The sequence below is a fragment of the Thioclava dalianensis genome (assembly GCF_000715505.1).
Lineage (GTDB): Bacteria > Pseudomonadota > Alphaproteobacteria > Rhodobacterales > Rhodobacteraceae > Thioclava > Thioclava dalianensis.
On record NZ_JHEH01000009.1, the window covers coordinates 105701 to 130471 of the forward strand.

The 24771-nt window shown below is 63.0% G+C and carries 18 protein-coding genes; 12 read left to right on the forward strand and 6 right to left on the reverse strand.

Features of this window, described 5'->3' with window-relative positions; translation table 11 throughout:
• The first annotated feature begins 60 nt into the window (after positions 1-60).
• The 11 genes from DL1_RS09675 (at position 61) to DL1_RS09725 (ending at position 10692) form a co-directional block, all read left to right on the forward strand.
• Positions 61-966, forward strand: a complete 906-nt coding sequence (locus DL1_RS09675; protein ID WP_051693456.1) for a PaaX family transcriptional regulator C-terminal domain-containing protein — start codon at positions 61-63, stop codon at positions 964-966.
• Between the two features lie 98 nt (positions 967-1064).
• Positions 1065-2270 (forward strand): 3-oxoadipyl-CoA thiolase, encoded by a 1206-nt coding sequence (gene pcaF, locus DL1_RS09680; RefSeq protein WP_038065397.1) that lies wholly within the window; start codon positions 1065-1067, stop codon positions 2268-2270.
• A gap of 22 nt (positions 2271-2292) precedes the next feature.
• A complete protein-coding gene (gene paaA / locus DL1_RS09685; protein ID WP_038065398.1) occupies positions 2293-3291 on the forward strand; it encodes a 1,2-phenylacetyl-CoA epoxidase subunit PaaA in 999 nt (332 codons plus the stop codon).
• Positions 3292-3314: 23 nt separating this feature from the next.
• On the forward strand, positions 3315-3602 hold the full coding sequence (gene paaB, locus DL1_RS09690) for a 1,2-phenylacetyl-CoA epoxidase subunit PaaB (RefSeq protein WP_038065400.1): 288 nt from the start codon (positions 3315-3317) through the stop codon (positions 3600-3602).
• Positions 3602-4456, forward strand: a complete 855-nt coding sequence (gene paaC / locus DL1_RS09695; protein ID WP_038065401.1) for a 1,2-phenylacetyl-CoA epoxidase subunit PaaC — start codon at positions 3602-3604, stop codon at positions 4454-4456. Before paaB ends, paaC begins: the two co-directional genes overlap by 1 nt.
• 5 nt (positions 4457-4461) lie before the next feature.
• A complete protein-coding gene (paaD, locus tag DL1_RS09700) occupies positions 4462-4983 on the forward strand; it encodes a 1,2-phenylacetyl-CoA epoxidase subunit PaaD (RefSeq protein WP_038065402.1) in 522 nt (173 codons plus the stop codon).
• A 66-nt stretch (positions 4984-5049) separates the two neighbouring features.
• Entirely contained in the window at positions 5050-6126 is a 1077-nt protein-coding gene (gene paaE, locus DL1_RS09705; protein ID WP_038065404.1) for a 1,2-phenylacetyl-CoA epoxidase subunit PaaE, read from the forward strand.
• The gene (locus DL1_RS09710; RefSeq protein WP_038065406.1) at positions 6116-6868 is read left to right on the forward strand and encodes a Phenylacetic acid catabolic protein; all 753 of its coding nucleotides are present in this window, start codon (positions 6116-6118) and stop codon (positions 6866-6868) included. Before paaE ends, DL1_RS09710 begins: the two co-directional genes overlap by 11 nt.
• Before the next feature lie 17 nt (positions 6869-6885).
• Positions 6886-8955 carry a phenylacetic acid degradation bifunctional protein PaaZ gene (paaZ, locus tag DL1_RS09715; protein ID WP_038065408.1) on the forward strand — a complete coding sequence of 690 codons (2070 nt, stop codon included), beginning with the start codon at positions 6886-6888 and terminating at the stop codon, positions 8953-8955.
• Positions 8956-8957: 2 nt separating this feature from the next.
• A complete protein-coding gene (locus tag DL1_RS09720) occupies positions 8958-9575 on the forward strand; it encodes a DapH/DapD/GlmU-related protein (RefSeq protein ID WP_038065412.1) in 618 nt (205 codons plus the stop codon).
• A gap of 121 nt (positions 9576-9696) precedes the next feature.
• Positions 9697-10692 carry a glutathione S-transferase family protein gene (locus tag DL1_RS09725; protein WP_038065415.1) on the forward strand — a complete coding sequence of 332 codons (996 nt, stop codon included), beginning with the start codon at positions 9697-9699 and terminating at the stop codon, positions 10690-10692.
• Here DL1_RS09725 and DL1_RS21580 read toward each other — a convergent pair.
• A complete protein-coding gene (locus DL1_RS21580) occupies positions 10641-10883 on the reverse strand; it encodes a hypothetical protein (RefSeq protein ID WP_143081661.1) in 243 nt (80 codons plus the stop codon). The genes DL1_RS09725 and DL1_RS21580 overlap by 52 nt on opposite strands.
• A 74-nt stretch (positions 10884-10957) precedes the next feature.
• On the opposite strand from DL1_RS21580, the gene DL1_RS09730 reads away from it, so the two are divergent.
• On the forward strand, positions 10958-11182 hold the full coding sequence (locus tag DL1_RS09730; RefSeq protein ID WP_051693457.1) for a hypothetical protein: 225 nt from the start codon (positions 10958-10960) through the stop codon (positions 11180-11182).
• 229 nt (positions 11183-11411) lie between these two features.
• Here the strand turns inward: DL1_RS09730 and DL1_RS09735 are convergent, their stop codons facing one another.
• From DL1_RS09735 to DL1_RS09755, 5 genes are read right to left on the reverse strand one after another with little or no spacing between them, the layout of a single operon-like run.
• Positions 11412-13241, reverse strand: coding sequence for an FISUMP domain-containing protein (locus DL1_RS09735; RefSeq protein WP_038065417.1), 1830 nt, complete (start codon positions 13239-13241; stop codon positions 11412-11414).
• Between the two features lie 12 nt (positions 13242-13253).
• Positions 13254-17507: a hypothetical protein gene (locus DL1_RS09740; protein ID WP_038065420.1), complete on the reverse strand. Its 4254-nt coding sequence runs from the start codon at positions 17505-17507 to the stop codon at positions 13254-13256.
• Positions 17504-18469: a hypothetical protein gene (locus tag DL1_RS09745; protein ID WP_038065421.1), complete on the reverse strand. Its 966-nt coding sequence runs from the start codon at positions 18467-18469 to the stop codon at positions 17504-17506. Before DL1_RS09745 ends, DL1_RS09740 begins: the two co-directional genes overlap by 4 nt.
• Position 18470: 1 nt before the next feature.
• Positions 18471-19979: a hypothetical protein gene (locus DL1_RS09750; RefSeq protein WP_038065424.1), complete on the reverse strand. Its 1509-nt coding sequence runs from the start codon at positions 19977-19979 to the stop codon at positions 18471-18473.
• Positions 19980-19992: 13 nt separating this feature from the next.
• The gene (locus DL1_RS09755; protein ID WP_038065427.1) at positions 19993-24762 is read right to left on the reverse strand and encodes a DUF6603 domain-containing protein; all 4770 of its coding nucleotides are present in this window, start codon (positions 24760-24762) and stop codon (positions 19993-19995) included.
• Positions 24763-24771: the final 9 nt, after the last annotated feature.

A 24771-nucleotide genomic window follows, 5' to 3' on the forward strand; every position in this document is an offset into this window, starting at 1 on the left:
GCGAAGATCGCTTATGCTGGCGATATCCAGCAAAGATTTAGGTCCCCTCAGGAGCGCGCGATGAACAAGGCATTGGGGCAGTTTTCTGACCAAGCGGCACCGGCGGATGCGCCGCGCGCGCCCGCATTCCTCGTGACGCTTTACGGCGATGTGGTAGAGCCGCGCGGCGGCACGCTCTGGATGGGGTCTTTGATCGAATGCTGTGCCATGCACGGCCTAAGCGAAAGCCTTGTGCGCACCGCCGTGTCGCGGCTTGTCGGGGCGGGGCGGCTTGAGGGGATGCGGATCGGGCGCAAAAGCTATTACCGCCTGTCGGACGCCGCCCGAGACGAGTTTCGCGAGGCCTCGCGCCTGTTATTCTTGCCGCCCCCGATCACCGAGGATTGGCTGTTTTGCCTGACGGAAACCCCACAGGAGGCGGATCTGCCCGCCCCTTGGGTGCGCCTCTCGCCGAATGTCGCTATCGCCCCGAACAGAGAGGATGTTGCGCCGATTGACGGCGTGATGATGCGGGCCAGGCAGCTTGACGGGTGCGGGGATCTGCGCTCACTGGCGTGGGAAAAATGGGGCTTGGACAAGGTTTCGCAGATCTATGAGATGTTTCTGGAGCGCCATCGCGGCTTGCAGGAGCGTCTTGATGGCGATGTGGTCCTTTCCCCCGAAGAGGCCTTGGCGTTTCGGCTGCGGCTGGTTCATGATTACCGTCATGCGGCGCTTGGCGATCCGCGCCTGCCGCTGGAATGCTATCCGCCCGAATGGCCCGCGGAGCAGGCGCGGCGCCTTTTCGTGACGATCTATGTGGGTCTCTCGGATCTGGCAGATACCTGCGTCGGCCAGAGTTTTCTTAATGATGACGGGGCTTTGTTGGCGCACAACGTCGAGACGGAGCGGCGAGTTTTCCAGCTCAAGCGAGAGATCGCGGCGTGGGATGAGTATCGGCTTCTAACGAAACATTACACGTTTTAGAAATATTCCTATTAACACGTGCTGCATTGCGTGCTATATCGGTGACCGAACGGTCGGTCTTTGATGGCGGACCCTGAGTCGCAAGGGAGGAGTTCTGCATGGGCGAGGCATTCATCTGTGACGCGGTGCGCACCCCGATCGGTCGCTACGGCGGCGCGCTGTCATCCGTGCGCGCGGATGATCTTGCAGCTTTGCCGCTTGCGGCGCTGCTGTCGCGCAATGCGTCGGTCGATTGGGCGGGCGTCGATGACATCATCCTTGGCTGCGCGAACCAAGCGGGGGAGGACAACCGCAATGTCGCGCGGATGGCCGGGCTGCTGGCAGGCCTGCCGGTCGAAGTGCCCGGCACCACGGTTAATCGGCTTTGCGGCTCGGGGATGGACGCGATTGGCCTTGCCGCGCGCACGATCCGGGCAGGCGATGGCGATTTGCTACTGGCGGGCGGTGTCGAGAGCATGAGCCGCGCGCCGTTCGTCGTTGCCAAGGCCGTTTCGGCCTTTTCCCGCAATGCCGAGATGTATGACACGACCATCGGCTGGCGCTTCAAAAACCCCAAGCTCGACAAGGCTTTCGGCACCCATTCGATGCCCGAGACCGCCGATAACGTGGCCGAGGATTACGGGATCAGCCGCGCCGATCAGGACGCTTTCGCGGCCCGCTCGCAAGCGCGTTGGGAGGCGGCACAGAAGGCGGGCCACTTTGCCGAGGAGATCATCCCCGTGACGATCCCGCAGCGTAAGGGCGAGCCGAAGGTGATCGACACGGATGAGCATCCGCGTCCGGGCACCAGCGTTGCCGATCTTGCGCGGTTGCGCGGCGTGAACGGTGCTGATCTGACGGTGACCGCGGGCAATGCCTCGGGCGTGAATGACGGGGCGGCGGCGGCAATCATCGCCTCTGAGGCTGCCGCGCAAAAGAACGGCCTGACCCCGCAGGCGCGGATCGTCGCGATGGCGGCAGCGGGTGTTGCGCCAAGGGTGATGGGCATCGGTCCGATCTCTGCCACAAGAAAGGTTCTCGCACGCGCCGGTCTGACGCTCGATCAGATGGATGTCATCGAGCTGAACGAGGCCTTCGCGGCTCAGGGACTCGCCGTTATGCGCGAGCTGGGCGTGCCCGACGACGCGCCGCATGTGAACGCCAATGGCGGCGCGATCGCCATGGGCCATCCGCTTGGCATGTCGGGCGCGCGTCTGGTTCTGACCGCCACCCGGCAGCTTCATCGCAGCGGCGGACGCTATGCGCTTTGCACCATGTGTGTGGGCGTGGGGCAGGGGATCGCGATGATCCTCGAGCGGGTCTAATCTGTCTTCAGGAGGAACGAACATGTACGCACAGATGGTTAAATCGGAAGGCATGAAGTCTCTGGAGGAGATGAGCCCCGAGGAGCGCGCCTTTCAGGAGCGGGTCGACCGGAATGAAAAGATCGAGCCCAAGGAATGGATGCCCGAGGGCTATCGCAAGACGCTGATCCGCCAGATCGGCCAGCACGCCCATTCTGAGATCGTGGGGCAGCTGCCCGAGGCCAACTGGATCACCCGCGCCCCCACGCTGGAGCGCAAGGCGATCCTGCTGGCCAAGGTTCAGGACGAGGCGGGCCATGGGCTTTATCTCTATTCCGCCGCCGAGACGCTGGGCATCAGCCGCGATCAGCTGACCGAAAAGCTGCTGTCGGGCGATATGAAATACTCGTCGATCTTCAACTACCCCACGCTGACCTGGGCCGATATGGGCGCGGTTGGCTGGCTGGTCGATGGGGCCGCGATCATGAATCAGGTGCCGCTCCAGCGGACCTCTTACGGGCCCTATTCCCGCGCGATGATCCGCATCTGCAAGGAAGAGAGCTTTCACCAGCGGCAGGGCTACGCGGTCATGATGAAGATGGCGCAAGGCACGCCCGAGCAAAAGGAAATGGCGCAGGATGCGCTCAACCGCTTTTGGTTCCCGGCGCTGATGATGTTCGGCCCGTCGGACAAGGATTCGGTGCATTCCGCGCAGTCGATGGCGTGGAAGATCAAGATGAACACCAATGACGAGCTGCGCCAGAAATTCGTCGATGAGACGGTGCCGCAGGCCGAATTTCTGGGCCTGACCGTGCCCGATGAGACGCTGCGCTGGAACGAGGAAAAGGGCGGCTACGATTTCGCCGAGCCCGATTGGGCCGAGTTCTTCGAGGTGATCAAGGGCAATGGCCCGTGCAACGAAGAGCGCCTCGGCGCCCGGCGCGAGGCTTGGGACAACGGCGCGTGGTTCCGCGAGGGGCTGACCGCCTATGCCGACAAGGCCGCCGCACGCCGCGCGGCATCGAATATGGCCGCCGAATAAGCGCGCATTGAGGAGGATGTGACATGACCAAGAAAGAATGGCCGCTCTGGGAGATTTTCATCCGGGGCCAGCACGGGCTGAACCACCGCCATGTGGGCTCTTTGCACGCGCCGGATGCCGAGATGGCGATCCGCAATGCGCGCGACGTCTATACCCGCCGCAAGGAAGGGGTCTCGATCTGGGCCGTGCCGTCTGCGGCGATCACCGCGTCGAGCCCGTCCGAGAAGGGGCCGATGTTTGACCCCGCAGAGAGCAAGGTCTATCGCCACCCGACCTTCTTCGACATTCCCGATGAAGTGGGGCATATGTGATGCCGTCGCTTCCCGATGCCGCAATGCCCGATGCCGCCGCGCTGGCTCAGCGCGCCGCAGCCGAGCAAGCCCACGATCCGCATCTCGCCGACGTGGCGCTGAAACCCGCTTTCTTCGATTGGCTCTGCCGGATGGGGGACAATTCGCTGATCCTTGGTCACCGCATCTCGGAATGGTGCGGCCATGGCCCGGCGCTTGAAGAGGATATCGCGCAGGCCAATACCGCGCTTGATCTGATCGGCCAGACACAGATGTGGCTGGGATTGGCGGCCGAGGTTGAGGATGCGGGGCGCAGTGCCGATGATCTGGCCTATCTGCGCGACGCGATGAAGTTCCGCAATCTCAAGCTGCTGGAGCTGCCCAACGGCGATCTGGCGGTGACGCTGATGCGCCAGTTCCTGTTCGACGCGTTCCATTTTGAATTGCTGACGGCGCTGTGCCGGTCGTCGAGTCCGCGCGTGGCCGAGATCGCAGCCAAGGCGCTCAAGGAAGTCTCCTACCATCTCGAGCGGTCCTCCGATCTCGTGGTGCGGCTGGGCGATGGCACCGAGGAAAGCCATGCCCGGATGCAGGCGGCGCTCGACAAGGTCTGGCCCTATACGGGCGAGATGTTTGCAGCCGACGGTGTGGATGAGGCGGTGGCCAAGGCCGGGATCGCGCCTGAGCTGTCCGAGCTGCTGCCGCTTTGGCAGCGCACGGTCGCGCAGGTTCTGAGCGAGGCGACTTTGAGCCAGCCCGACCGCGATTTCGCCGCGCAAAAGGGCGGCAAGCAGGGGCGCCATACCGAGCATCTGGGCTATATCCTGGCCGAGATGCAGTTCTTGCAGCGCGCCTATCCCGGCGCGAGCTGGTAATCGTCATGGCAACGGTTCTGCCATCGGTCGATGAGGTCTGGGCGTGGCTGGGCGAAGTGCCTGACCCTGAGATCCCCGTGGTCTCTGTCACGGATCTTGGCATCGTGCGCGAGGTGCGCTGGGACGGGGACACGTTGGTAGTGGCGGTGACGCCCACCTATTCCGGCTGTCCCGCCACGGGCGTCATCGACCTGATGATCGAGACCCATTTGCGCGGCAAGGGCATCGCGGATCTGCGGCTGGAACGTCGCCTCTCGCCGCCCTGGACCACCGATTGGGTGACCGAGGCGGCGCGCGACAAGTTGCGAGCCTATGGCATCGCGCCGCCCGTGGATGGCACCGCCTCGGATGGCATGACCGCGAGCCGCGCGGCCCGGCTGTCGGGGCGCTCGAACCTCGTGATCGCCTGTCCGCGCTGCGGGTCGAGCGATACCGAGCGGGTCAGCCAGTTCGGCTCGACGCCCTGCAAAGCCAGCTACCGCTGCCGCGCCTGCCTTGAGCCCTTCGATTACTTCAAGTGCCACTGAATTCATCGGTGCCCCGCCGGGCACCGCCCCCGATTACGTCCCTGTCCAGACAGGAGGAGGTCCGACATGCCCCGTTTTCATTCCCTCGAAGTGACCGACATTCGCCGTGAGACCCGCGATGCTGTCGTGCTCACGCTCAAGCCGCAGGACGAGGATGCGGCGAATTTCGACTTCACCCAAGGCCAGTATCTGACCTTCCGGCGTGACTTCGATGGCGAGGAGCTGCGCCGCTCCTATTCGATCTGCGCGGGCAAAGATGAGAACTGCCTGAAGGTCGGCATCAAGCGCGTCGAGGGCGGTGCCTTCTCGACCTGGGCCAATGAAGAGCTCAAGCCCGGCGACACGCTGGAGGCGATGGTGCCGCAGGGCCGCTTCTTCACCCAGATCGACCCGTCCAGCGCCAAAACCTATCTCGGCTTTGCGGGCGGCTCGGGCATCACGCCGTTGCTCTCGATCATCAAGACGACGCTGGCACGCGAGCCAAATGCCACGTTCACGCTGGTCTATGCCAATCGTCAGGTCGGCTCGATCATGTTCCGCGAAGAGCTGGAGGATCTGAAGAACACCTATCTCGGGCGGTTCTCGGTGGTCCATATCCTTGAGCGCGAGGGGCAGGAGATTGACCTCTTCACCGGGCGCATCGATGCCGAAAAAATGGAGATGCTGTTCCGTCTCTGGATCGATGCCGAGGCCGTCGACACGGCCTTTATCTGCGGGCCAGAGCCGATGATGCTGACCATCGCCGAGAGCCTGCGCCAAGCCGGGCTGACCGATGCGCAGATCAAGTTCGAGCTGTTCGCCTCCTCGCAACCGGGTCGCGCCAAGAAACGGGTGGTCTCCAAACAGGCGGCGGCGGCAGGCAATACCTGCGAGGTGTCGGTCACGCTCGATGGTGCGACGCGCAGCTTCAAGATGCCGAAAGACGGCACCGTTTTGCTGGATGCGGCCATCGAGAACCACATGGATGCGCCCTATTCGTGCAAGGCTGGGGTCTGTTCGACCTGCCGCGCCAAGGTTCTGGAGGGCGAGGTCGAGATGGAGATCAACCACGCGCTTGAGGATTACGAGGTGCGCGCGGGCTATGTTCTTTCGTGCCAATGCATCCCGCTCTCTGACAAGGTGGTGCTCAGCTATGACGAATGATTTCGATACCATGACCCTGAGTGATTACCTCGCTCAGGGCGGCAAGCTGACCTCGCCCGAGAACGTGCCTCCGCGCTACCGGGGTGAGTTGTTGCGGCTGATGTCTTCCTTCGTCGATAGCGAGCTTGCGGGATCTGCAGGTTTTGCTGCGGCGATCAACTGGGCGCCGGGCATCAAGTCCCGGATCGCGGCCAGCCGCATCACGCTGGAAAAGGCCGATCATGCCGAGCGCGTGCTGGATCTGATGGAGGGGTTTGGCACCGATAAGGCGCTCTATGAGCGCGCCCATGACTGGGCCGCGCGCGAGCCCCGCGACAGCACGCTGGAGGTCAAGCGCCACGGCGGCGATATGCGGCTTTCGGTCTTTCATTACCCGCTGACCGGCTGGACCGATGCGGTGGTGATGAATGTCCTGATGGGGCTTGCGACGCAGCATGCGGTGGGCGAGCTGGCCCATTGTTCCTACCAGCCGCTCGCCGATGTGCTGCGCGATGTGCTCCCGCGCGAGAAGCGCCACATGGAGCTGGGGATCGAGGGGCTGGAGTGGATCGGCGCAAGCGACGCGGCCAAGGCATCGGTCGCCTATTGGATGCCGCGCGTGGCCGAGACCTTTGGCCCCGCGCAATCAGACCGCTTTGACCGGCTCAAGACGATGGGGCTGCGGCTCACGGATAACGAAACGCTGCGCAATGCGTGGCGCGCCGAGGCGGAGCAGACGCTCTGCGCGCTCGGTTTGTACTGAACGGAAAGGACGAGCAGATGCTGGATACTGGACGCACCGCGCGCCGCCTCGAGAGCTATGTGCAAGGCGCTTGGCGCGCCGGGGCAGGCGAGGGCAAGCCGCTCGCCAATGCCGCGACCGGAGAGGTGCATGCCTATATCGGCTCGGACGGGCTCGATTTCGCAGCGGCTTTGGCATGGGGCCGTGAGGTCGGCGGCGCGGGTCTGCGCGCGCACACGGTGCATGAACGCGCCCTGATGCTGAAAGCGATCGGCCTCAAGCTGATGGAGATGAAGGACGAATTCCACGCCGAGAGCCTTGCCACCGGGGCCACGCCGAAAGACGCTTGGCCCGATATCGATGGCGGGATCGGCACGCTTTTGACCTTTGCCTCGCAGGCGCGGCGCGAGCTGCCCAATGCCAAGGTGATCCCCGAAGGCGCGGTCGAGACGCTCTCGCGCGATGGCAGTTTCGTCGCGCAGCACATTCTCGTGCCGATGCGCGGCGTGGCGATCCATATCAACGCCTTCAACTTCCCGGTCTGGGGGATGCTGGAAAAGATCGCGCCCGCGCTGATCGCCGGGATGCCCTGTCTCGTCAAACCGGCTTCCTCGACCGCCTATGTGACCGAGCTGGTGGTGCGGCGCATCCTCGAGATGGGGATCTTGCCCGATGGTGCGTTGCAGATTGTCTGCGGCGGCGTGGGCGATATGCTCGATCACGTCACCGGGCAGGACGTGGTCACCTTCACGGGCTCCGCCACGACAGGCCGCAAGCTGAAATCGCACCCCGCGATCATCGCCAATTCCGTGCGCTTCACGATGGAGGCCGACAGTCTGAACGCCGCGATCCTTGGCCCTGATGCGGGGCCGGACACGCCGGAATTCGATCTGTTTATCAAGGAAGTGCATCGCGAGATGACCGCCAAGGCGGGGCAGAAATGCACCGCGATCCGCCGCATCATCGTGCCCAAGGCGGTGGAGGCCGACGTGATTGCGGCGCTCTCGGCGCGGCTGGCGAAAACCCCGGCGGGCCTGCCGGATGCAGCGGACACGCGGTTGGGCGCGCTGGCCTCATTGGGAGACCGTGACGGCGTGCGCGAGAAGATCGCCGAGATCGCCCGCGAGGCCGAAATCGTCTTTGGCGATCCGGACAAGGTCGAGGTGATTTCCGGCGATGCCGAAAAGGGCGCTTTCCTGAACCCGGTTCTGCTGCGCTGCACCGATCCGATGAACGCCCACGCCCCGCATGAGGTCGAGGCGTTTGGCCCGGTCGCGACGGTGATGGGCTATGACGGGCTCGATCAGGCGATTGCTCTTGCGATGAAGGGCAAGGGGTCGCTGGTCTCGTCGGTCTTCACCAACGATACGGATGTCGCGGCTCAACTGGTTCTGGGCGTCGCGCCCTTCCACGGGCGGGTGATGCTGGGCAACCGCGACAGCGCCAAAAGCTCGACCGGCCACGGGGCGCCGCTGGCGCCGCTGGTGCATGGCGGACCGGGCCGCGCGGGCGGCGGCGAGGAAATGGGCGGTATGCGCGGCGTGAAGCATTTCATGATGCGCACGGCGGTGCAGGGCACGCCGCGGCTTTTGTCCTCGGTCACCGGCCAATGGGTTGCGGGCGCCCCGGCGCATCAAGGCACGCACCCGTTCCGCAAATCGCTGGCAGAACTCCGCATCGGAGATCAGCTTGTCACCGAAAGCCGTGTGATCACCGAAGACGATGTGGAGCATTTCGCCCATTTCACCGGCGATACGTTCTATGCTCATATGGACAGCGCGGCGGCCAAGGCGAACCCGTTCTTTGAGGATCGCGTGGCGCATGGCTATCTGATCGCATCCTTTGCCGCAGGGCTCTTCGTGCAGCCCGATCCCGGCCCGGTGCTGGCCAATTACGGCGTGGATAACCTGCGCTTCCTGACCCCGGTCTATTTCGGCGACAGCCTGCAGGTGCAACTGACCTGCAAGCAGATCAACCCGCGCGAGGGCACGGTCTATGGCGAGGTGCGCTGGGATTGCCGCGTGACCAACCAGCGCGGCGAGGTGGTCGCGGAATATGACGTGCTGACGATGGTGGCCAAAAGCTGGCCGCTCCCACAGGAGGGTTGAGCATGGCGATCTGGTCTTGGGACGGGGTGGTTCCGGTCGTGGCGCCCTCGGCCTTTGTGCATCCTGACGCCACGCTGATCGGGGACGTGATCGTGGGGGCCGGCTGTTATGTCGGCCCCGGCGCGGTTTTGCGCGGTGATTTCGGGCGGATCACGCTGGAGCCGGGCTCGAATGTGCAGGAAACATGCGTCGTCCATGCGTTCCCGGGCAAGGATGTCGTGGTCGAGGAACGCGGTCATATCGGCCATGGCGCGGTGCTGCATGGCTGCCATATCGGGCGCAACGCTCTGGTCGGCATGAACGCCGTGGTGATGGATGAGGCGCGGATCGGCGAGAACAGCATTCTTGGCGCTGCCTCCTTCGTGCGCGCAGGGATGGAGATCCCGGCGAATGTCATGGCGGTCGGGTCTCCGGCAAAGGTTTTGCGCGCATTGACCGATCAGGAAATCGACTGGAAATCGCGCGGCACGGATGTCTACCGCCAGCTTGCGGTCGATGCCAAAACCAAGCTCGCCCCGGCACAGCCGCTGACCGAGGTCGAAAAGGACCGCCGCCGTGTGAGCGCGCCCGAATATGATCCGCTTGTGGTCGAACGCGCGGCCCGCGACGGAGGGGGCTGAGGGTCCTGGGGCTTGAAGACCGGGCGAAGACGCGAGAGGTTCGGCGGAGAGACCTCGACGCTTAACGACCCGACAGCGCAATTGGGAACAAGTCCCCGGATGCGCGGAATGGAGACCTGACATGGGACTGCTTCAGAACGGCCAATGGGTCGATAAATGGTATGATACCAAATCCACCGACGGGCGCTTTGTGCGCAAACCCTCTGCCTTTCGCAATTGGGTCACCGCGGATGGGGCCGCGGGGCCGTCGGGCACCGGTGGGTTCAAGGCCGAGCCGGATCGGTATCACCTCTATGTCTCGCTCGCCTGCCCATGGGCGCATCGGACCATGGTCTTCCGCACGCTCAAAGGCTTGCAGGAGATGATCCCGCTCTCGATCGTCCATTGGTTCATGGGGTCGGATGGCTGGACCTTTGCGCCGGGGGATGGCTCCACGCCCGATGCGATCCTGAACGCCGATTTTCTGCATCAGGTCTATACGGCTGCCAAGTCCGATTTTTCGGGGCGCGTAACGGTGCCTGTGCTTTGGGACAAACATCAAAACACCATCGTTTCGAATGAATCGGCCGATATCATCCGCATGTTCAATGCAGCCTTTGACGGCGTGGGCGCAATTGCGGGGGACTATTATCCGGCGGCGGATCGGGTCGAGATCGACGCCCTGAACGCCCGCATCTATGACACCGTCAATAACGGCGTCTACAAAGCCGGGTTCGCGACAACGCAAGCCGCCTATGAAGAGGCGGTCGTGCCGCTCTTCGAGACCCTCGATTGGCTGGAGGAGCGACTGGGTACGCAGCGCTATCTGCTGGGCGATCACCAGACAGAGGCGGATTGGCGGCTCTGGACCACGCTTGTACGGTTCGATCCGGTCTATGTCGGACATTTCAAATGCAACCTGCGCCGGATGGCCGATTACCCGAACCTCTCAGGCTATGTGCGTGACCTCTATCAGACCCCCGGCATCGCGGAGACGGTCGATATTCCCTATATCAAGAAGCATTATTACGGCAGCCATGAAACGGTGAACCCGACCCGGATCGTGCCCATAGGCCCGGTGATCGACTACAGCGCCCCGCATGATCGCGCGAGATTGGCAAAGGGCTCTTCGGCATAACCCAAACTGGCCTCGTCATCGCCACCTGCATGGAAAATTCCCACGATTGGCCCGCTGGCGTGGCCACGCAAAAGCCCGAGTTGCGCAAGCGGCTGGAAGGGCAGAACGGTGCGCAAAAGCGCGCGCGGTTTTACGTTGCCATCGTGGACGTGACGGAAGCTCTGGCCCGTGCCTGCAGGCATGACAGCCATTCGGGCCCTGCGCCGCGCGACATCACCAAATGGACATGTGGGGAGGCAGATCCGCGATTTGAGGGGGGCTTGCTGTGCCGGAGCAGGACCACGCCGATCTGGACCGCGTGCTGGATGACTTCACCCGCAGTGCAAACTGGCTGATCAAGCTCTCTGCGCTCGATGAGGCGCAGGCCCGTGACGAAGCCGGACAGGTGTATGATACGGTCGCGACCATCGAGGCGCTCTTGAAACGCCATCTGACTGATGAAGAAGAGCTGGCAGTGCCGATCATCTTGCATCACCGGCTCAGAGGATGACGCGGCGGGCCGGATGCAGCGCTGCGTCAAGACATTCGCAACTTTAACGATCTGATCTACAATGACGCCGGTCGGATCGACCGTCAGGTTTTCCTCAGTTTTTCAAAGCTCCATTCGGTAATAGCTCCACCCGGACACCGTCTGCGCAGGCAGGCATGCGCCAGCAAGTCGCGCGGATCGCCGGGAATGCCCTGCCGCGTCAGATAGTCCGGGTCGACCTTTATGCGGCTCAGGTATCCTTCACATAGCGCACCGAGAGGGCTGCATCGGCGGGCAGGGTGCCACCAAGGAGCACAGTCTGCGTCGTCCCGTCGAAGGTGACAAAACTTGGGGTCGCGCCATTCACAGCCTGATAATAACCGCGCACCGATAGATCGGCGAATTGCGAGGTGCTGGCTGAGGGCACGTATTTCCCGCCAAGCTGCGCTGCGAGTTGCCCGGTCCCCGTGCCCGTCAGTGCCTGATAGGCGGCCTGCGGGGTGGCAAAGCTGTTCACCAGATCCTGCCAGTCTTGCAAGGTGGGCACATGCCACCCGGCAGGCGGTGTCAGAACCGAGCTGGCGCTGGACGTATAAAGCCGCCCATAGGTGTCGGCATTCGACTGCATGTTGTTATAGGCAAAAGAGCCGCTCTCGTTGTAATCGAGGTTCCGCGTCATCCAGTATTTGGAATTCAACAAGCTGATCGGATAGGTCTTATTGTCACGCGGATCGACGAACACCATCAGCTGCAAATAGCAGCTAAATTGCAATGCGTTCAGAAAGGCCCCCTGCGCATCGAGCGCCTGCAAGGTCGTGGTCACAAGCCCGCTTTGCGAGGTCGAGGGGATGATCACGCTCTCGCCATCATAGTCCAAAGGTTTGGGCGTGTTGGGCGGGGTTGCGTATGTTCTTGTGACCGGCGCGATCCCGGGAAAGCTGGTAAAAAGCTGCACCGCATTGACCCCGCCCATGGACCAGCGCAGCGGGATCGTCACCGGGCTTTTGTCGTCGGGGACACTGATGACGGGCGGATGCGTGCCAAAGAAACTCAGCAATCCGCGCGTCGGCGGCGCGACCTGTTTCACGATCCCCAAGGTCAAAACCAGAGAATCATAGAGCGTGGTATCGTTCTTGCGAAATCCGGTGAAGCTCAGCGTCATCTGGGTGTGACCGACGGCGGTGAGAGAGATGATATTGCCAAAGCGAAAGGTCACATTGGAATGCGCACCAGTTCCGATCAGATCGGTATTGCCGGTTTCAGGGGCCAAGCGCCAGACGGGCTGGCGGTCTTGCGGCTCAGAGGGCAGCACGCGCCAGCCTTCTGTTTGGTCGACATAGACCTCGCCCGTGATGTTCCAAGCCGAGCCCAGCGGCGGCGTGGTGGGCGCGTTCGTGGCTGCAGGGGCCAAGGCGCCCGATGTGTCGCCATAGGTGAAGCTGACCGTGATCTGCGCCTCTGACGGGGTGCCGGTGCCGGTATAGAGCGGCTGATCCGCGATGTTGCGGATATTGAGAAACAGGCTGTTGGAGAGCGGATCAAGCGCTGTCGAGACAAAGACGCTGCCCTGATTGTCCAACGAGACCTGTAGCGCCTGCGCGAGCGAGGCATTGCCGGGTTGTGGCGCTTCGGTGAGGGGCAGAGGCTGGCTCAGCTGTGCGGGCGCGCCGGGCATATGGCTGAAATTGACCTGAAAGCTGCCCGCGCTCGCCGGGCCATCACAGAGCACGCCGGTGATCTCGAAGGCCAGATCGCCGAGCCATTCCCCGGGGTCCGTTCCCGCATAGCTCAGGATCAAGGCGCCCAGAGTGGTCGAGACCTCGAACTGCCACTGATCGAGCGAGATCGCCATGGCCGCAAGGGCAGAGGCGGGGATATATTCGGGCAGGTAGAGCGTCAGCGTGGCGGGCTGTGCCCCGTTTGCCAATGCAATGGCCGCGCCAGTATTGGTCAAGGTGACCGAGAGCGTGCTGGTCACGCCCGATTGCAGCGCGGGCGCGCCGGTCGCGGTGTCGATGACGGTGATGCTGATTGTCGCGGCACCGCCGATACTGGCGGCTTTTGGATCGGTTTGAGACATGGCGCGCCCTCCTTACTCAGTGTGGTCTTGCGGGGCGGGCGGTGAGGGCGCGCGCTGCAGCCGGGTCCAGCCTTCGCGCAGGCTTTGCGGCGTATAGTTGAACGTGGCCGTCTCGGTGCCTGCATTCGCGCCGAGCGGCACGCTGGGCGCATTGGTCTGGACCCAAGACCAATCATAGCCCGCCTCTTGCGGCAGCGGCAGGGTCAGCCCTCCCGCGCCGGACAGCACCGGACGGGTTTCAAACGTGACCTGCAAGCGCTGCAATGTCTGGGCATATTGATCCGAGGGGATCGCGATCTGTTGCACCGGCAAGATCCCGGTCGTCGCATGGATCGCACCGCGCGGATCCATCAGGAAGGTCAGCGCCACCGGCTTTTGGTTGAGCGTGACTTCCAGCGTGTCGGGCGCGGGCGGCACCACGCCATTTTTCCCCGCCGCAGGCGCGGTTGGGGCGTAGAACGTGCCATAGGGCGATGCGCCACCCGCACCGTCCAGAAAATACCCGATCATCCCGTCATTCATATTCGCAAGATTGCCAAGCCGGATCGGCAGCGCCACCGATTGCAGCTCGGAGGCGCCGGTCTCCTCGCGGTCGGAATAGCGGTAACGCCCCTGCGTGACCGCATCCGAGAAGGCCGGATGCGAGACCGTATCGGCTTGACTGACCGGCAGCACCCCGCCCAGCGTTTCGATGCCCACGACGGCGCGGGTGATCACCAAAGGCTGCCCGAACAGCACGCCGAGCGCCACGTTCTGCGCATAGCTTGCCGGGTTCACGAGCCCTTCGCTGCGCCGGATCGCCGTCATCATATCGGTCAGGAACCCAGCACCCATCGTGTCGATATGCCACATCACGTCAAACAGATGCTCATTGACCAGCGCCGGGCCGGATTGCGGGCCGATATCCTGCGCGAGACTGTCATCGGGGTTGTCCGCATTGCCCGCGCGGGTGCGATAGACCAGCGTACCATGCTCAACGCTGAACGACCCGATCAACGCGCCCTCGGGCTGATAGAACATCAGGCTGTCATCAAGATGGTTGGGCAGCACGATCCCGCAGATCGGAGAGCTGGCGGGGTGGCTGTTCATCTCGACGAAATCATCGGTGATGCCTTTGACCTTGGTGTCAAACCGTGCCGATAGCCATTGGAACCAGACTCGCGACGGGGCCAGCAGCCGGGGCGGCAGATAGAGGCTGCCCTGATGGGTCTGATCGCCCGGCACCGGCGCCAAGGGAAAGGCGGGTTGCGCATTTTGCGAGCCGTCTGGGCGCATGTCTCGGGTTTGCAGCGTCATGCGCTGGCCGAATGTGTCGACGATTTCAAGATCGAAGATCCGTGAGAACCCGGCGCGGAACGGGCCAAAATTATCCTCGGCCAGCAAGCCTTGGGAAATCGGGGAGACCCCGTTGAAGGCGAAATTATACCAGTTGTCATAGGGCAGGCTGCGCGCGGCGGCGTCGATCTGCGCGGTGATCGCATCGCGCCCGCCCTTGATCAGATCCTCGACCGGGACACGGGCGATGGCGCTGCGCAACAGCTGCTCTTGCCCGAACCCGCCGATCCCCTGCGACATGATCTGGGCCTGCTCGAAGACTGCGCGCGCATGATTGAGCGCGTCATCGACCGCGTCATGGGGATAGAGCTTTTCATATTGATCGATCTGGGCGGTGAGGCTGCGCGTGGGTTGGCGCGACAAGGTAACAGAGCCGCCATAGCGCACCGCCGTGCCCGTGGTGAAGCTCTCGTCGGGCGCGTAGATATAGTCGATTGCATCGGGGTCGAGGCTGAAATGGCGCGTCAGACTGTCGGGCGTGTAGTTCGACGCCGGGTCTCGGGCGAGCGGATCAAGCTGCGCCTGCCAGAGCAAGAAGACCGGCAGGAAGGGATCAAAGCGGGTGGCGCTGAACTCGGTGAGCGCGGTCTGCGTGGTCAGCGCGGTGCCGTAAGGGGTCCAGCCGGTCTGGGTCGCGTTGGTAAAGCCAAAGGTCAGCGCAAGCGGCGCGGTGACCGGTTGCGTGGGGTTTTCGAGCGGGCCCGCACCCGTGGCATGCAGCCGGTCATAGAGGTTGCCGGCCGCCGCTGCGGGGCCCGGATCGAGCGGGCTGAGCCCACCCTGCGCCTGATTGAGCGCTTGGGAAAATTGCGTCGCATCCTCCGCGCTCTGGCTGGGGGGGATGGCCGCTTGGGCCACATTGCCCGCCAGCATCGGGATGAACAGGCAGCTTTCGGCCAAAATCGCGCGCAGCGGATCGGCCAGCGGTGTGACCGCGCTCAGCGCGGGTGGCCCGGTAATGGTGGCGGCCTCCAGCGTCCGGGTCTCGGTGGCGTCTTCGATCGTGAGTTGCGTGATCAGCTCGGCGCTCAGCCGTGCGGGGGTGAAACTGGCCGTGCCATTTCGGCGCACCGGCTCGATCCGGTCGCCCTCCATCACGAGCACCGGATCGGTCGGCTCCCAGAACGCCGGGGCGGGTGTGGCCTGCAAGAGCCAGTTCCCGGCATCTGGCAGCGCCGCGCGCACGGCCTGCCACGCAGCGAAGACCGCGTCCGCCTGAGAGGGGATCTGCGCGGAATTTGGCGCGGAGGGCGGCGGGTTCAGCCCGGTAATCTCACCGCTGACCGGATCGAGCACATAGCTTTGCATCCCGATCTCATGCCCACGGGTCACGACATATCCCAGCTCGCTATTGGGGGAGTTGTTGTCGAGAAAACTCGCCAGATCATTGATCGGAATTTGCAGCCCGCCTTGGGCCGGATCGATATAGGCCGAGATATAGCGCAGCCAGTCCATGAAAAGCTGCTTGCGGAGCGTATCCAGCTCGGCGCGGCCTTGATCATAGGTTTTCTGGGCTGCGTTGAGATTGTGCAAAAGCTCGGCCAGCGGCAGCGGCAAACTGACCTCTGTGCCGTCATCTTTGGCCGCGCGCCCCGTCGGCACGAGGCTCCAGACATAGCCGCCGAATTGCTTGGCAAAGCCACGCGAATGCAGCGCCTCATCGACCACCATCAGGCTGTTGCCCGCCCCTTCGAGATCATGCAGCAGCCCCAGTTGAAGCGCGTCGAGCAACATCTCGATCGAGGCAAGCTGGTCCGCGCCCGCGCCGTCCGGGGCCAGATCGCCCTTGATCAGCGCCGACAGCCCCTCGACGGTGGTATTTCCGACTGCGAGGCGGATTTCATTGTCGCTCCATAATGCGTTGGGCTGCTGGCCTTCGGGATTGTTGAGGAAATAGGTCTCGCCCGGGTTTTGCTCCATATTCCAGACGATTTCCTGCATCACGCCCGAGCACAGGCCCTGATCGGGTGCATCCAGCGTGGCCAGCGTCTTGTCGGGATTGAGCGTGTAGGCGATATCCTTGGCATTGAAACCCAGCCGGAAGTCCTGCTGCGCGAGCTGCACCAAGGCCTGCGCCGGGGTCTGGCTGGGGGGCACTTTCTGCTCCGCTGCGGCTGCGACGGCCGCGTTATAGGTCGTGCGAACGCGGTCCGGGAAATCGGCAAAGAGATCGTTTTGCGCGTCACGGACCCAGCCTGTCACGTGATAGGAGACACGGAATTGCAGCGCGCTGTTGGATTGGATCGCGGCATAGATATCGGGCAGATCGGCGAAGTGATCCCAAAACCCGAAGACCGAATTGCACTCGGGGTAATATGACGCAAAGGACGGCCCCACGAAACCGACCGAAGTCAGGTAATGGGGGGCATAGCCGCTGAGATAGTCTGAACTGGGGCCGGGGCCTGTCCACGCCTCATAGGGCACGACGCGTCCCATGAACCGGTAGGGCTGCTCACCCGCTGCGGGCTGATCGGGCAGGGGCACGCTGATCGCGGGGCGGGTGATCCCGGTCGCGTCCAGTTGCAGATCGCCGGCGATATAGTCGCTCTCGACGATCCAGCTTTGGGTCTCGACCGGACCGTAGCTTTGCGTCGTCTCGTCATAGCGTTGCAGATAGCGCACCACGAGCCAAGTGTTGGGCGCGTGCGGAAAGACCGGAGTGCCGCCCTCGGGGCCTTGCACGCCGCGCTTATAGGCATCGGGCAATTCCCAATGCAGGTGCAGCCCCGGCTTGAGCGAGACGATGGGGCTGGCCGAGCTTTCCAGCGGCTGCACGATGGCTGTGCCGGTGCTGGGGCGGGTGGCCGTGGCGCTATAGGGCATCATTTCGAACTGCGCGACACGCCCCTTGAAACGGCTGGTCAGAACCTGCGCGTCATTGGCATTCACCCGCAGCGCGCGCAGGTTCATCGGAAGGATCGCTTGGGTCATTGGCTGCCCCCCTTGAAGAATGAAACCATGCCGACGCCTTGGGTCATCTCGAACCCCATTTCGGCGGCGTCGAGCGCCTCCAACGTGTTGGCGCGCGCCAGCGTGTCCGAGAGCGTGCTCATCTTGGCCACCCGCCTGCCATTGGACCGGAACGCGGCGCTGATATCGACCGGAACCGTGTCGGGGTTCAGAGTGATCTTGACCGTGCTTGTGCCCTGCGGCGTCGTGGTGGTGGATTTGGTGAAGGTGTGCAGTTTCTTTTCGGCATGAACTGTACCGCCCGAGGCGGTCTCGAAACTGTCGATGCCGTAATGCAGCTGCTCGGGCGGCTGGTGAATATCGACCCGGTAGCCATCCCCCGCGATCAGGCAGATCAGCACGTCGGATTTGGCTCCCAATGTCTCGTAGCGCAGGATGTCGAGCAGCTTGATCTCGACACTCGGATCGGCATCGTGATCGGCGGGGGTGTGGCCCTTGGGATAGACCGACACGCCCATGCCGGGGGTGTTCGACACGAGCCTTGAGCGCAGCAGGAACCCGGTGATCGGGCCGCTGGGCGCGGGGGCCGGCTCTCGTCCCAAAGCCCGCGCGCGCATGCGGGGGGTGGCGCTTTGCGCGCGCGGGGCGGCATGCGCTTGGGCTGCGGCCTCAAGCGAGGATAGCGCAAGGTCAGGCTGGCTGCCCAAGGTGCGTCCAATGCTCAGCGCGCCATCTGCCAGCGTCTCGATCCAGCCGCGATCCAGCGTGAAAAAGCGGATGGATTCCGGTGGCAGCATGGCCTCATCGGGCACCAGATAGGAGAACGGTACCCCCTTAAGCAGCCGCAGGCGCGCAAGCCAGTCTTCGAGCGGGGCAGGCAGCGGTACGTGCATAAACGAGGCCGAAAGCCGCAATTGCGTCTGATCCAGAGCGGCTGCGACCTGCGTCAGATAGCGGGGGCGGGATTGAAGCCGGTATGTCATGTCATTTCCTTCCGGCAAGCGCGTGGATCATCAGGTGATGCGCCGCGTTGAAGCTGCGTGTGGCGTTGAGCGGAGCCTCGGAGGTCGCGCTCAATTGAGCGGCTGCATTTCGGGTCGCTGGCAGTCCAAGCCGGGTGGCGAGCGCTTGGGGCAGGGCCACCGGAGCGAGATCCGCCAGATGCGCGGCGAGAATGTCGCCCGAGACGCTGGCCAGCAACTGGTGATGGATATCGCGTTTCCAGACATAGAGCGGCACGGAGAAGCTCTGGTCTTGCAGCGCGATCAGCCGTCCGATGGTCCAGGCCGAGGCATAGGACATATCGAACATGCCCGAGGTCGGATCAAAGATCAGCCCGGCATCGGCCGAACTCAGGGGCAAATCAGGCGGCGCGACTTGGGTCGCATAGGGTGCGAGCGGGCCGCGATACCAAGACAGGGTTTTCTCGCCCGTGCGCATCTGGGTGTCGAGCGGGACATAGCCCATCTCGAACCCGGCCTTGAGCGTCGGGTTGGAGCCTTCATAGGGCAGTTGCAGCACGGTGCGCTTTTCGCCCGATGCATTCTGTGTGCCCGCATTGAGATCGAGCAGCGCGTTGACAAAACCCGCAGGCTGCCCGGTCGAGCGAAAGCGCCAATGGCGCAGCACCGCGAGGCGCAGAAGCTGCGCTCCGTCTTGGTGCGATGTGGGCGCGCCGCCGTCCTCCGAGGTAGGCAGGTAGTCTTCGAGCCCTTCCAGAGAGACCAGATAGCAGCGGCTATTTGCAGAGTTTTGCGGCAGGCGATTGCCAAACGCGATCGAGAATTTTCCCAAGGCCACGCCCTGATCGCTGATTTTCGCGATGGTCGGCTTCTCGATCAGGCTGACTTCGCGCACATGCGCCATCAGGGCCAGATCGGGCAGGGTGGGTGCAAGCTCCCAGAACAGCGACAGCGGCACGTCGATATATTGGATCGCGCTCTCCATCGTCTGGCCCGGTTCCAGATCGGACAGATCCCCGCCATCCGAGAAATAGGACTCTCCCGTGCCAAGCGTGCTCTTGTCATAGACCGATTGCGGGAAAAGATCGCCGATCACGCCCGCCTTGGGCTCAAGCGCGGCGCTTTCGGCGACATCGCCCTCATCGAGCAACATCACCCAAAGCCATGTTGGAATATCGCCCAAGGCATCGGGCTCCGCATGCGTTTTTGTCGGACTGCGCAGCCAAGGCAGGTTCGATTGGGGAAAGACCGCATGGGGAAAGACCGCGTCATATTCCCCGCTGCTGTTATCGGGCGGAAAGACCGCGAACACAGACTGATCGGGCTGGGCAAAGGCGAAGCGGTCGCCGCTGACCGCGAAATCATAGGTCAGCTCGATCGGGGCGTCGTTGATCGTGGCCCCCGTGTCATCGCTCAGCTCTTGCGACAGGGAAAGCCGATAGATCCCCGCCTCGAACCCCGGAATGTCGTTCTGGATGAAGGTGACATCCATGTCCAAAAGCGTCTCTTGCGTGGCGATGGCTTGTGTCATTTTGGGCTCTCCCTTACGCGCCAAGCTGGCGCACGACGGGCCAGTCTGTCAGCGCCTTGCGCGTGGCCATTGTGGTGAGATCGATCTGAGCGGCGTCATAGGTGCCAAACCCGGCCTCTCTCAGCGCGGTTGCGATATCGCTGCGTTGGCTTGCCACCCACGGATCCACCAAGGCTTCGAGATGGTAGTCGGTATTGGTCAGATCGGCCTGATGAGTGCCGCTCAGTTGGATCGTCAGATCCTGTGGTGGCGTGTTCTGAGTGCTGATCTGATAGCCCGGCACCACCTGTGCCGAGGCCGGGTAGAAGCCCGTATTGTTGCCTTGGGTGAACAGCAGTTCGATCAGCGGCACATCGCTGACCCTTGTGGGCGCGCGCGGCACCGGGGTGAGAGACAGCCCGACCAGCGTCTGCTCCAGCAGCGCAGGCAGGTTCGGGTCGTTCGCGACATCTTGCAGCTTCCACAGCGCGGTGCTCGAGGCCATCAGCATCGGGGCCACTTGCAGATCGGTGATCGCATCGGAAAACTCTCCGGCGGCATCGCTGTCGAGATGCTTGAGCACCGCGATCTTCATAGCCGAAGTGATCCCTGTCTTGCCCATCGGCGCGACATCCAAAACGGGGTTCCAGACCTGCGTGTCGCTGAAGGTCGCGGTGCCTTTGGGCAGTGTCAGGAAGGGCGTGCCTGCGACCGGGGCGGCGGTGCTCCAATCGGCTACGGTGTTTTGCAAGGCGATCTCACCACCGGTCATGGCCCAGCTGAGCGAGTTGGCGGGCATGGTCGAGGTGATCTCGATAGAGAATGCCGTGGGCGAGATGATCGCGTCATAGCCGGGCATAGCGGTGCTCACGAGCCCGGTTTTGGTCATGATCTTCAAGATATTGGTGATGCCCGGATCCTCTGCGGTTTGCGGCGCCTCTTGGGCCTCAAGCGCAGGCGTGGCGCGCATCAGTGCGGTCTGGGGCGCGGGGATGGCCTTGGCCTTTGGGGCGGGGCTGTCGGGCGGCAAGAAACTGTCGCGGAAGTTCGACCAGCCCACCGGCTGGGCTGGGCTCGGGGCCGCGCCAAAGGCGATGGAGAACGAGACGACGTCGAGATCCACATCGGCCTTGCCGCCAAATTCCGGTCCCCAGATCAGCAGATCCGCCCCGGCCTGCAGCTTGAGCGTGAAGAGCCCGATATCGACCGCCACCCCGATCGAGACATAGGTGCCCGCCTGATATTGGAAAGGCTGCCAGGCGATCAGAATATCGAAGCCCGCATCGAACCATGCCTTGATCGGGCCGGCCTCGAACACCGCGTTCATCTTTATGCCTGCCATCAGCAGCGCGGGGGTGAGCGCAAAATAGGCGGTCCCGCTCACGCTGAGCGGTCCCAGCGCATAGCCGATCTTGAGGCGCGGCACGGTGGGGTAATGGGCGGGCTTGTCGAAGGAGGGGTAATAGCCCCCCACGCTTGCGACAAAATCGCCCGCATTCTCCTTGGCAAACCAGATCCGGAAGGCAAAGCCGCCCTGAATTTTCACAAAGCCGCCGAACACGAAGGAGCGCGGCGAGACCGCGCCCTCGACCGACAGCAGGCCGCTTGCGGGGGCGAAACTCGCGACCATATCGACCTCGATATAGGCGATGGCCTCTTCGCCTTGTGCGGGAACGGTGGCCGAGAGCGAACCGAGAATGCCCAGCTGGAAATCGACCCCGAAGGAGACGGTGACCAAGGCGAAGGCCTCGATCATCTCGAAAGACGAGAAGGCAATTCCGGCGGCCACCCAATATTGGCCCGGCTGATTGACCAGATATTTCTCAAGCTGGGGCAGGACGGTCGCCACGGTGCTTTGCGGCGTGCCGGGCGCGGGCGGGGCGTTGTTGGGCAGCAAGATATAGCCCGGCAGCTCTTCGATCGTGGGCAGCAGCAGGCTGCGATTGATCCCGATCCCGCCCGCCAATGCCTTGAGCTGCAGATAGGGCGGTCCGCCCATCGGGATATCGATATTGGCATAGAGGAAGAACGAGGCTGGATCGGCATCGGGGCTCCAGCCGCCCAAGGCGGAAAACCCGATCTGCGCGATCTCGGCCACGACCTGCCCGTAATAGGACGTGCCAGTTGCGTCCTTGACCTTCATGAATCCGCCCGACAGGTTGATCGGCGGTTGGTTGAAGCTGAGGCCCAACCCGTTGAGCCCGAATTCCGGCGCGAATTTATCCATCGGCGAGCCAACCGAGAGACCCAGCATGGAAAAGCTGAGCGGTCCCAGCGTGATCCCGGCATCCAGCGCAAGGCTGAGCAGATTGTCGGAATAGCCCGCGCCGATCCGGTCAAACTGGAAAATGCCGATCTGCTTGTTGATATTGAGCCACATATAACTGTCATCGCCCGCAGCGGGGGCGGCGGCTTGCGGGGCGGCGCTGGGGGTCAAGGCCGTGCTCGATGCCATGCGCGCGGCAGTCGGGCTCGGCTGGGTCTTTGAACTCGGCGCGCCTGCAAGCTGGAACCGTTCGGTCCAATCGCCGATGCGGACGTCCGCGGCAAGGTTCACGCCCTGACCTAACCCTTCTTTGGGGAAGGGCACAACGCCGCTGGGCAATAGCCCATTGACCCCGGCGATATCGCTTTGCGCAAAGGCTTTGGTCGCGTAGACGCCTTGCAGATTGGTGATCGCCAGCGTCAGTTCAGGCGGCAATCGGCTGCCCACGATCGGGATGTCGGAAAGATCGATCGGGATGCCCACATCCAGCCCAAAGGCCATGCGATTGTTGGTCTTGTCCTTGTAGAAGACGAATTTCACATCCTTCAGGTCGATCTCGATATTGACCGGAATGTCTTGCGCAAGACTTTCGGAAATCCCGGCCAACAGCTCCTTGAGCGTCACCGACTGGCGCGATCCGCTGGCGGGTTGATAGGTGGCGATCAGCGTGTCGCTTTGCGCGGTCTTGGCATCGAAGACGATGTCGAACTGATACTGCGCGATCTGGATCGTGCCGCGGAAAGTGGTCTCATAGCCCGTGCCCTGCGCCTTCGGCTGCACATCCAATGAGACCGTCAGGGTCAGCACGACGTCATCGCTGAACGGCATCTGGATCTCGGTGCCGAAGTGGAACGCTTTCTGGGCCGTATCAAAGGTCAGATCCAGATTTTCGACCACCATATCCGCCAAGAACTCGGGCAGCTCCACGCTGGTGTCGAACTCATGGGTGATCGCCTCGATCAGATTGCCAATCGGGATCGCCTGATCCTCGCCGGTCTGGCCCGCGAGTTTCCAGCCATCCGTCCCTTCGGGCTTGACCGCCGAGAGCGTGATCAGGATCTGATCCTCCTCGGCATTGCCGACATCAAGGGTGAAAATCCCGGTGATTGCACCCGAGGTCGAGGGCGTGACCGCGCGGTTGTAAAGCGCGCTGACATCCACTTCGCTCAGCGTGATGGACGGGGTACTCAGGACCTCCCAATCAGATTGAATGACCGCGTCAAAACTGTAGGTGCCGTCATCGGGCAGCAACAAAAGGCCAAAGCGCGTGACATCGAAATCGGGAAAGCCGGTGAGCGAAGGGATCAGGCTCTGCACCACATTGCTCAGCTTGAGCACCGTTCCCGGCTCTTGTGTCGCTGAAATCTGGTAGCTGCCAGAGCTTTGCGTCTGGAACCCTATCAGCACCTGAAAGCTGTCGGGCTGAGAACTGCTGCCAACGGTGAGGGTGGTGGAGGCCCCAAAGGTGATCACCGTGGGGGTGGCCGTCGTGTTGACCTTGAGCGACAGATCAAGTTCTTGGACCTTCAGCGCAGGGATCGGGTTGAAGATTGCATAGTCTTGAAGATCCACGCTGACCCCAAGCGCGCTTTCCAGAAAGGCCGGTTTCGACAGATCGACGCTTAGCCCGAGGCTGCGCAGCGCGAAGGAGTCGGTGACCGCTTTGATCTGGGTTTGGATCGGCGCGGGCAGGGCGGAGAACGGATCGACATTGCCGATGAACACCGCGAGATCTTCGAAACTGCTCAGGGTAAGCCCCTCGAACTCGACCTCGAGCGCCAGCACCATCCCGCTATCGGGAAGGGGCGCGCGCACCGTGCCTGTGACGCCCCCGACTGTCATTTGGGCTGCGAGAAACGCCTGGCCCAAAGCGGCTGGCTCATCGGGCGGGGTCGTAACGGAGGCGCTTGTAAATTGCAGATACAGCGCGGGCAGGGAGACACCGATCAAGCTGCCTGTGACCTCACGCGTCGTCAGATCAAAGAGGGGCAGGGCGAAATCGGTGATCGGCCCCGCCATCGCAAGCTGCGTGTGCGCCGGAAGGATCGCGCCCAGATAGGGCAGAACCGCGATCGGATCGATGGTCGCACTCAGGTTCAGACCGGGCGCGAGACTGCGCCCTGTCCCTGCATCTTGGTAGGGAAGCGATGACAGGATCACCGCGCCGCCATCGAGCTTGAGCGCCTTGAGCGTGGCATTGCCCAAAGGGCTGAGCAGCTGCGCAAGCGCCGTGCCATCGGGCAGGGTGATGCGGGCTGTCATCTCAAGCGTGGCGCTGCTGTCTTGGGTGAAGCTGACCGTGATCGCGGCGCCCTTCAGTTCACCGATATCGGTTTTGCCGCTGACGGTGAGCGTCGTTTTATCGCCCGACAGCGTGATCTCGGCATCTTGCACCACCAAACTGCCCGAGGGCTCAAGCTGCGCGATCAGATCTCCCAGATCAGGCGCGCCCAGAAGGGAGCCCGTCAGCGCCAGCGAGCCGTCCGGCTGCACCGCGGCTTTCAGCGTCTGCTCAAGCTGGTCTAGCGTGTTGCTCATGGCAAGAGC

What these genes read in the sequence shown, in the direction of transcription:
- DL1_RS09675 (WP_051693456.1), top strand. Translation starts at nt 61, where the DNA reads ATGAACAAGGCATTGGGGCAGTTTTCTGACCAAGCGGCACCGGCGGAT.
- pcaF (WP_038065397.1), top strand. Translation starts at nt 1,065, where the DNA reads ATGGGCGAGGCATTCATCTGTGACGCGGTGCGCACCCCGATCGGTCGC.
- paaA (WP_038065398.1), top strand. Translation starts at nt 2,293, where the DNA reads ATGTACGCACAGATGGTTAAATCGGAAGGCATGAAGTCTCTGGAGGAG.
- paaB (WP_038065400.1), top strand. Translation starts at nt 3,315, where the DNA reads ATGACCAAGAAAGAATGGCCGCTCTGGGAGATTTTCATCCGGGGCCAG.
- paaC (WP_038065401.1), top strand. Translation starts at nt 3,602, where the DNA reads ATGCCGTCGCTTCCCGATGCCGCAATGCCCGATGCCGCCGCGCTGGCT.
- paaD (WP_038065402.1), top strand. Translation starts at nt 4,462, where the DNA reads ATGGCAACGGTTCTGCCATCGGTCGATGAGGTCTGGGCGTGGCTGGGC.
- paaE (WP_038065404.1), top strand. Translation starts at nt 5,050, where the DNA reads ATGCCCCGTTTTCATTCCCTCGAAGTGACCGACATTCGCCGTGAGACC.
- DL1_RS09710 (WP_038065406.1), top strand. Translation starts at nt 6,116, where the DNA reads ATGACGAATGATTTCGATACCATGACCCTGAGTGATTACCTCGCTCAG.
- paaZ (WP_038065408.1), top strand. Translation starts at nt 6,886, where the DNA reads ATGCTGGATACTGGACGCACCGCGCGCCGCCTCGAGAGCTATGTGCAA.
- DL1_RS09720 (WP_038065412.1), top strand. Translation starts at nt 8,958, where the DNA reads ATGGCGATCTGGTCTTGGGACGGGGTGGTTCCGGTCGTGGCGCCCTCG.
- DL1_RS09725 (WP_038065415.1), top strand. Translation starts at nt 9,697, where the DNA reads ATGGGACTGCTTCAGAACGGCCAATGGGTCGATAAATGGTATGATACC.
- DL1_RS21580 (WP_143081661.1), bottom strand. Translation starts at nt 10,883, where the DNA reads ATGGCTGTCATGCCTGCAGGCACGGGCCAGAGCTTCCGTCACGTCCAC.
- DL1_RS09735 (WP_038065417.1), bottom strand. Translation starts at nt 13,241, where the DNA reads ATGTCTCAAACCGATCCAAAAGCCGCCAGTATCGGCGGTGCCGCGACA.
- DL1_RS09740 (WP_038065420.1), bottom strand. Translation starts at nt 17,507, where the DNA reads ATGACCCAAGCGATCCTTCCGATGAACCTGCGCGCGCTGCGGGTGAAT.
- DL1_RS09745 (WP_038065421.1), bottom strand. Translation starts at nt 18,469, where the DNA reads ATGACATACCGGCTTCAATCCCGCCCCCGCTATCTGACGCAGGTCGCA.
- DL1_RS09750 (WP_038065424.1), bottom strand. Translation starts at nt 19,979, where the DNA reads ATGACACAAGCCATCGCCACGCAAGAGACGCTTTTGGACATGGATGTC.
- DL1_RS09755 (WP_038065427.1), bottom strand. Translation starts at nt 24,762, where the DNA reads ATGAGCAACACGCTAGACCAGCTTGAGCAGACGCTGAAAGCCGCGGTG.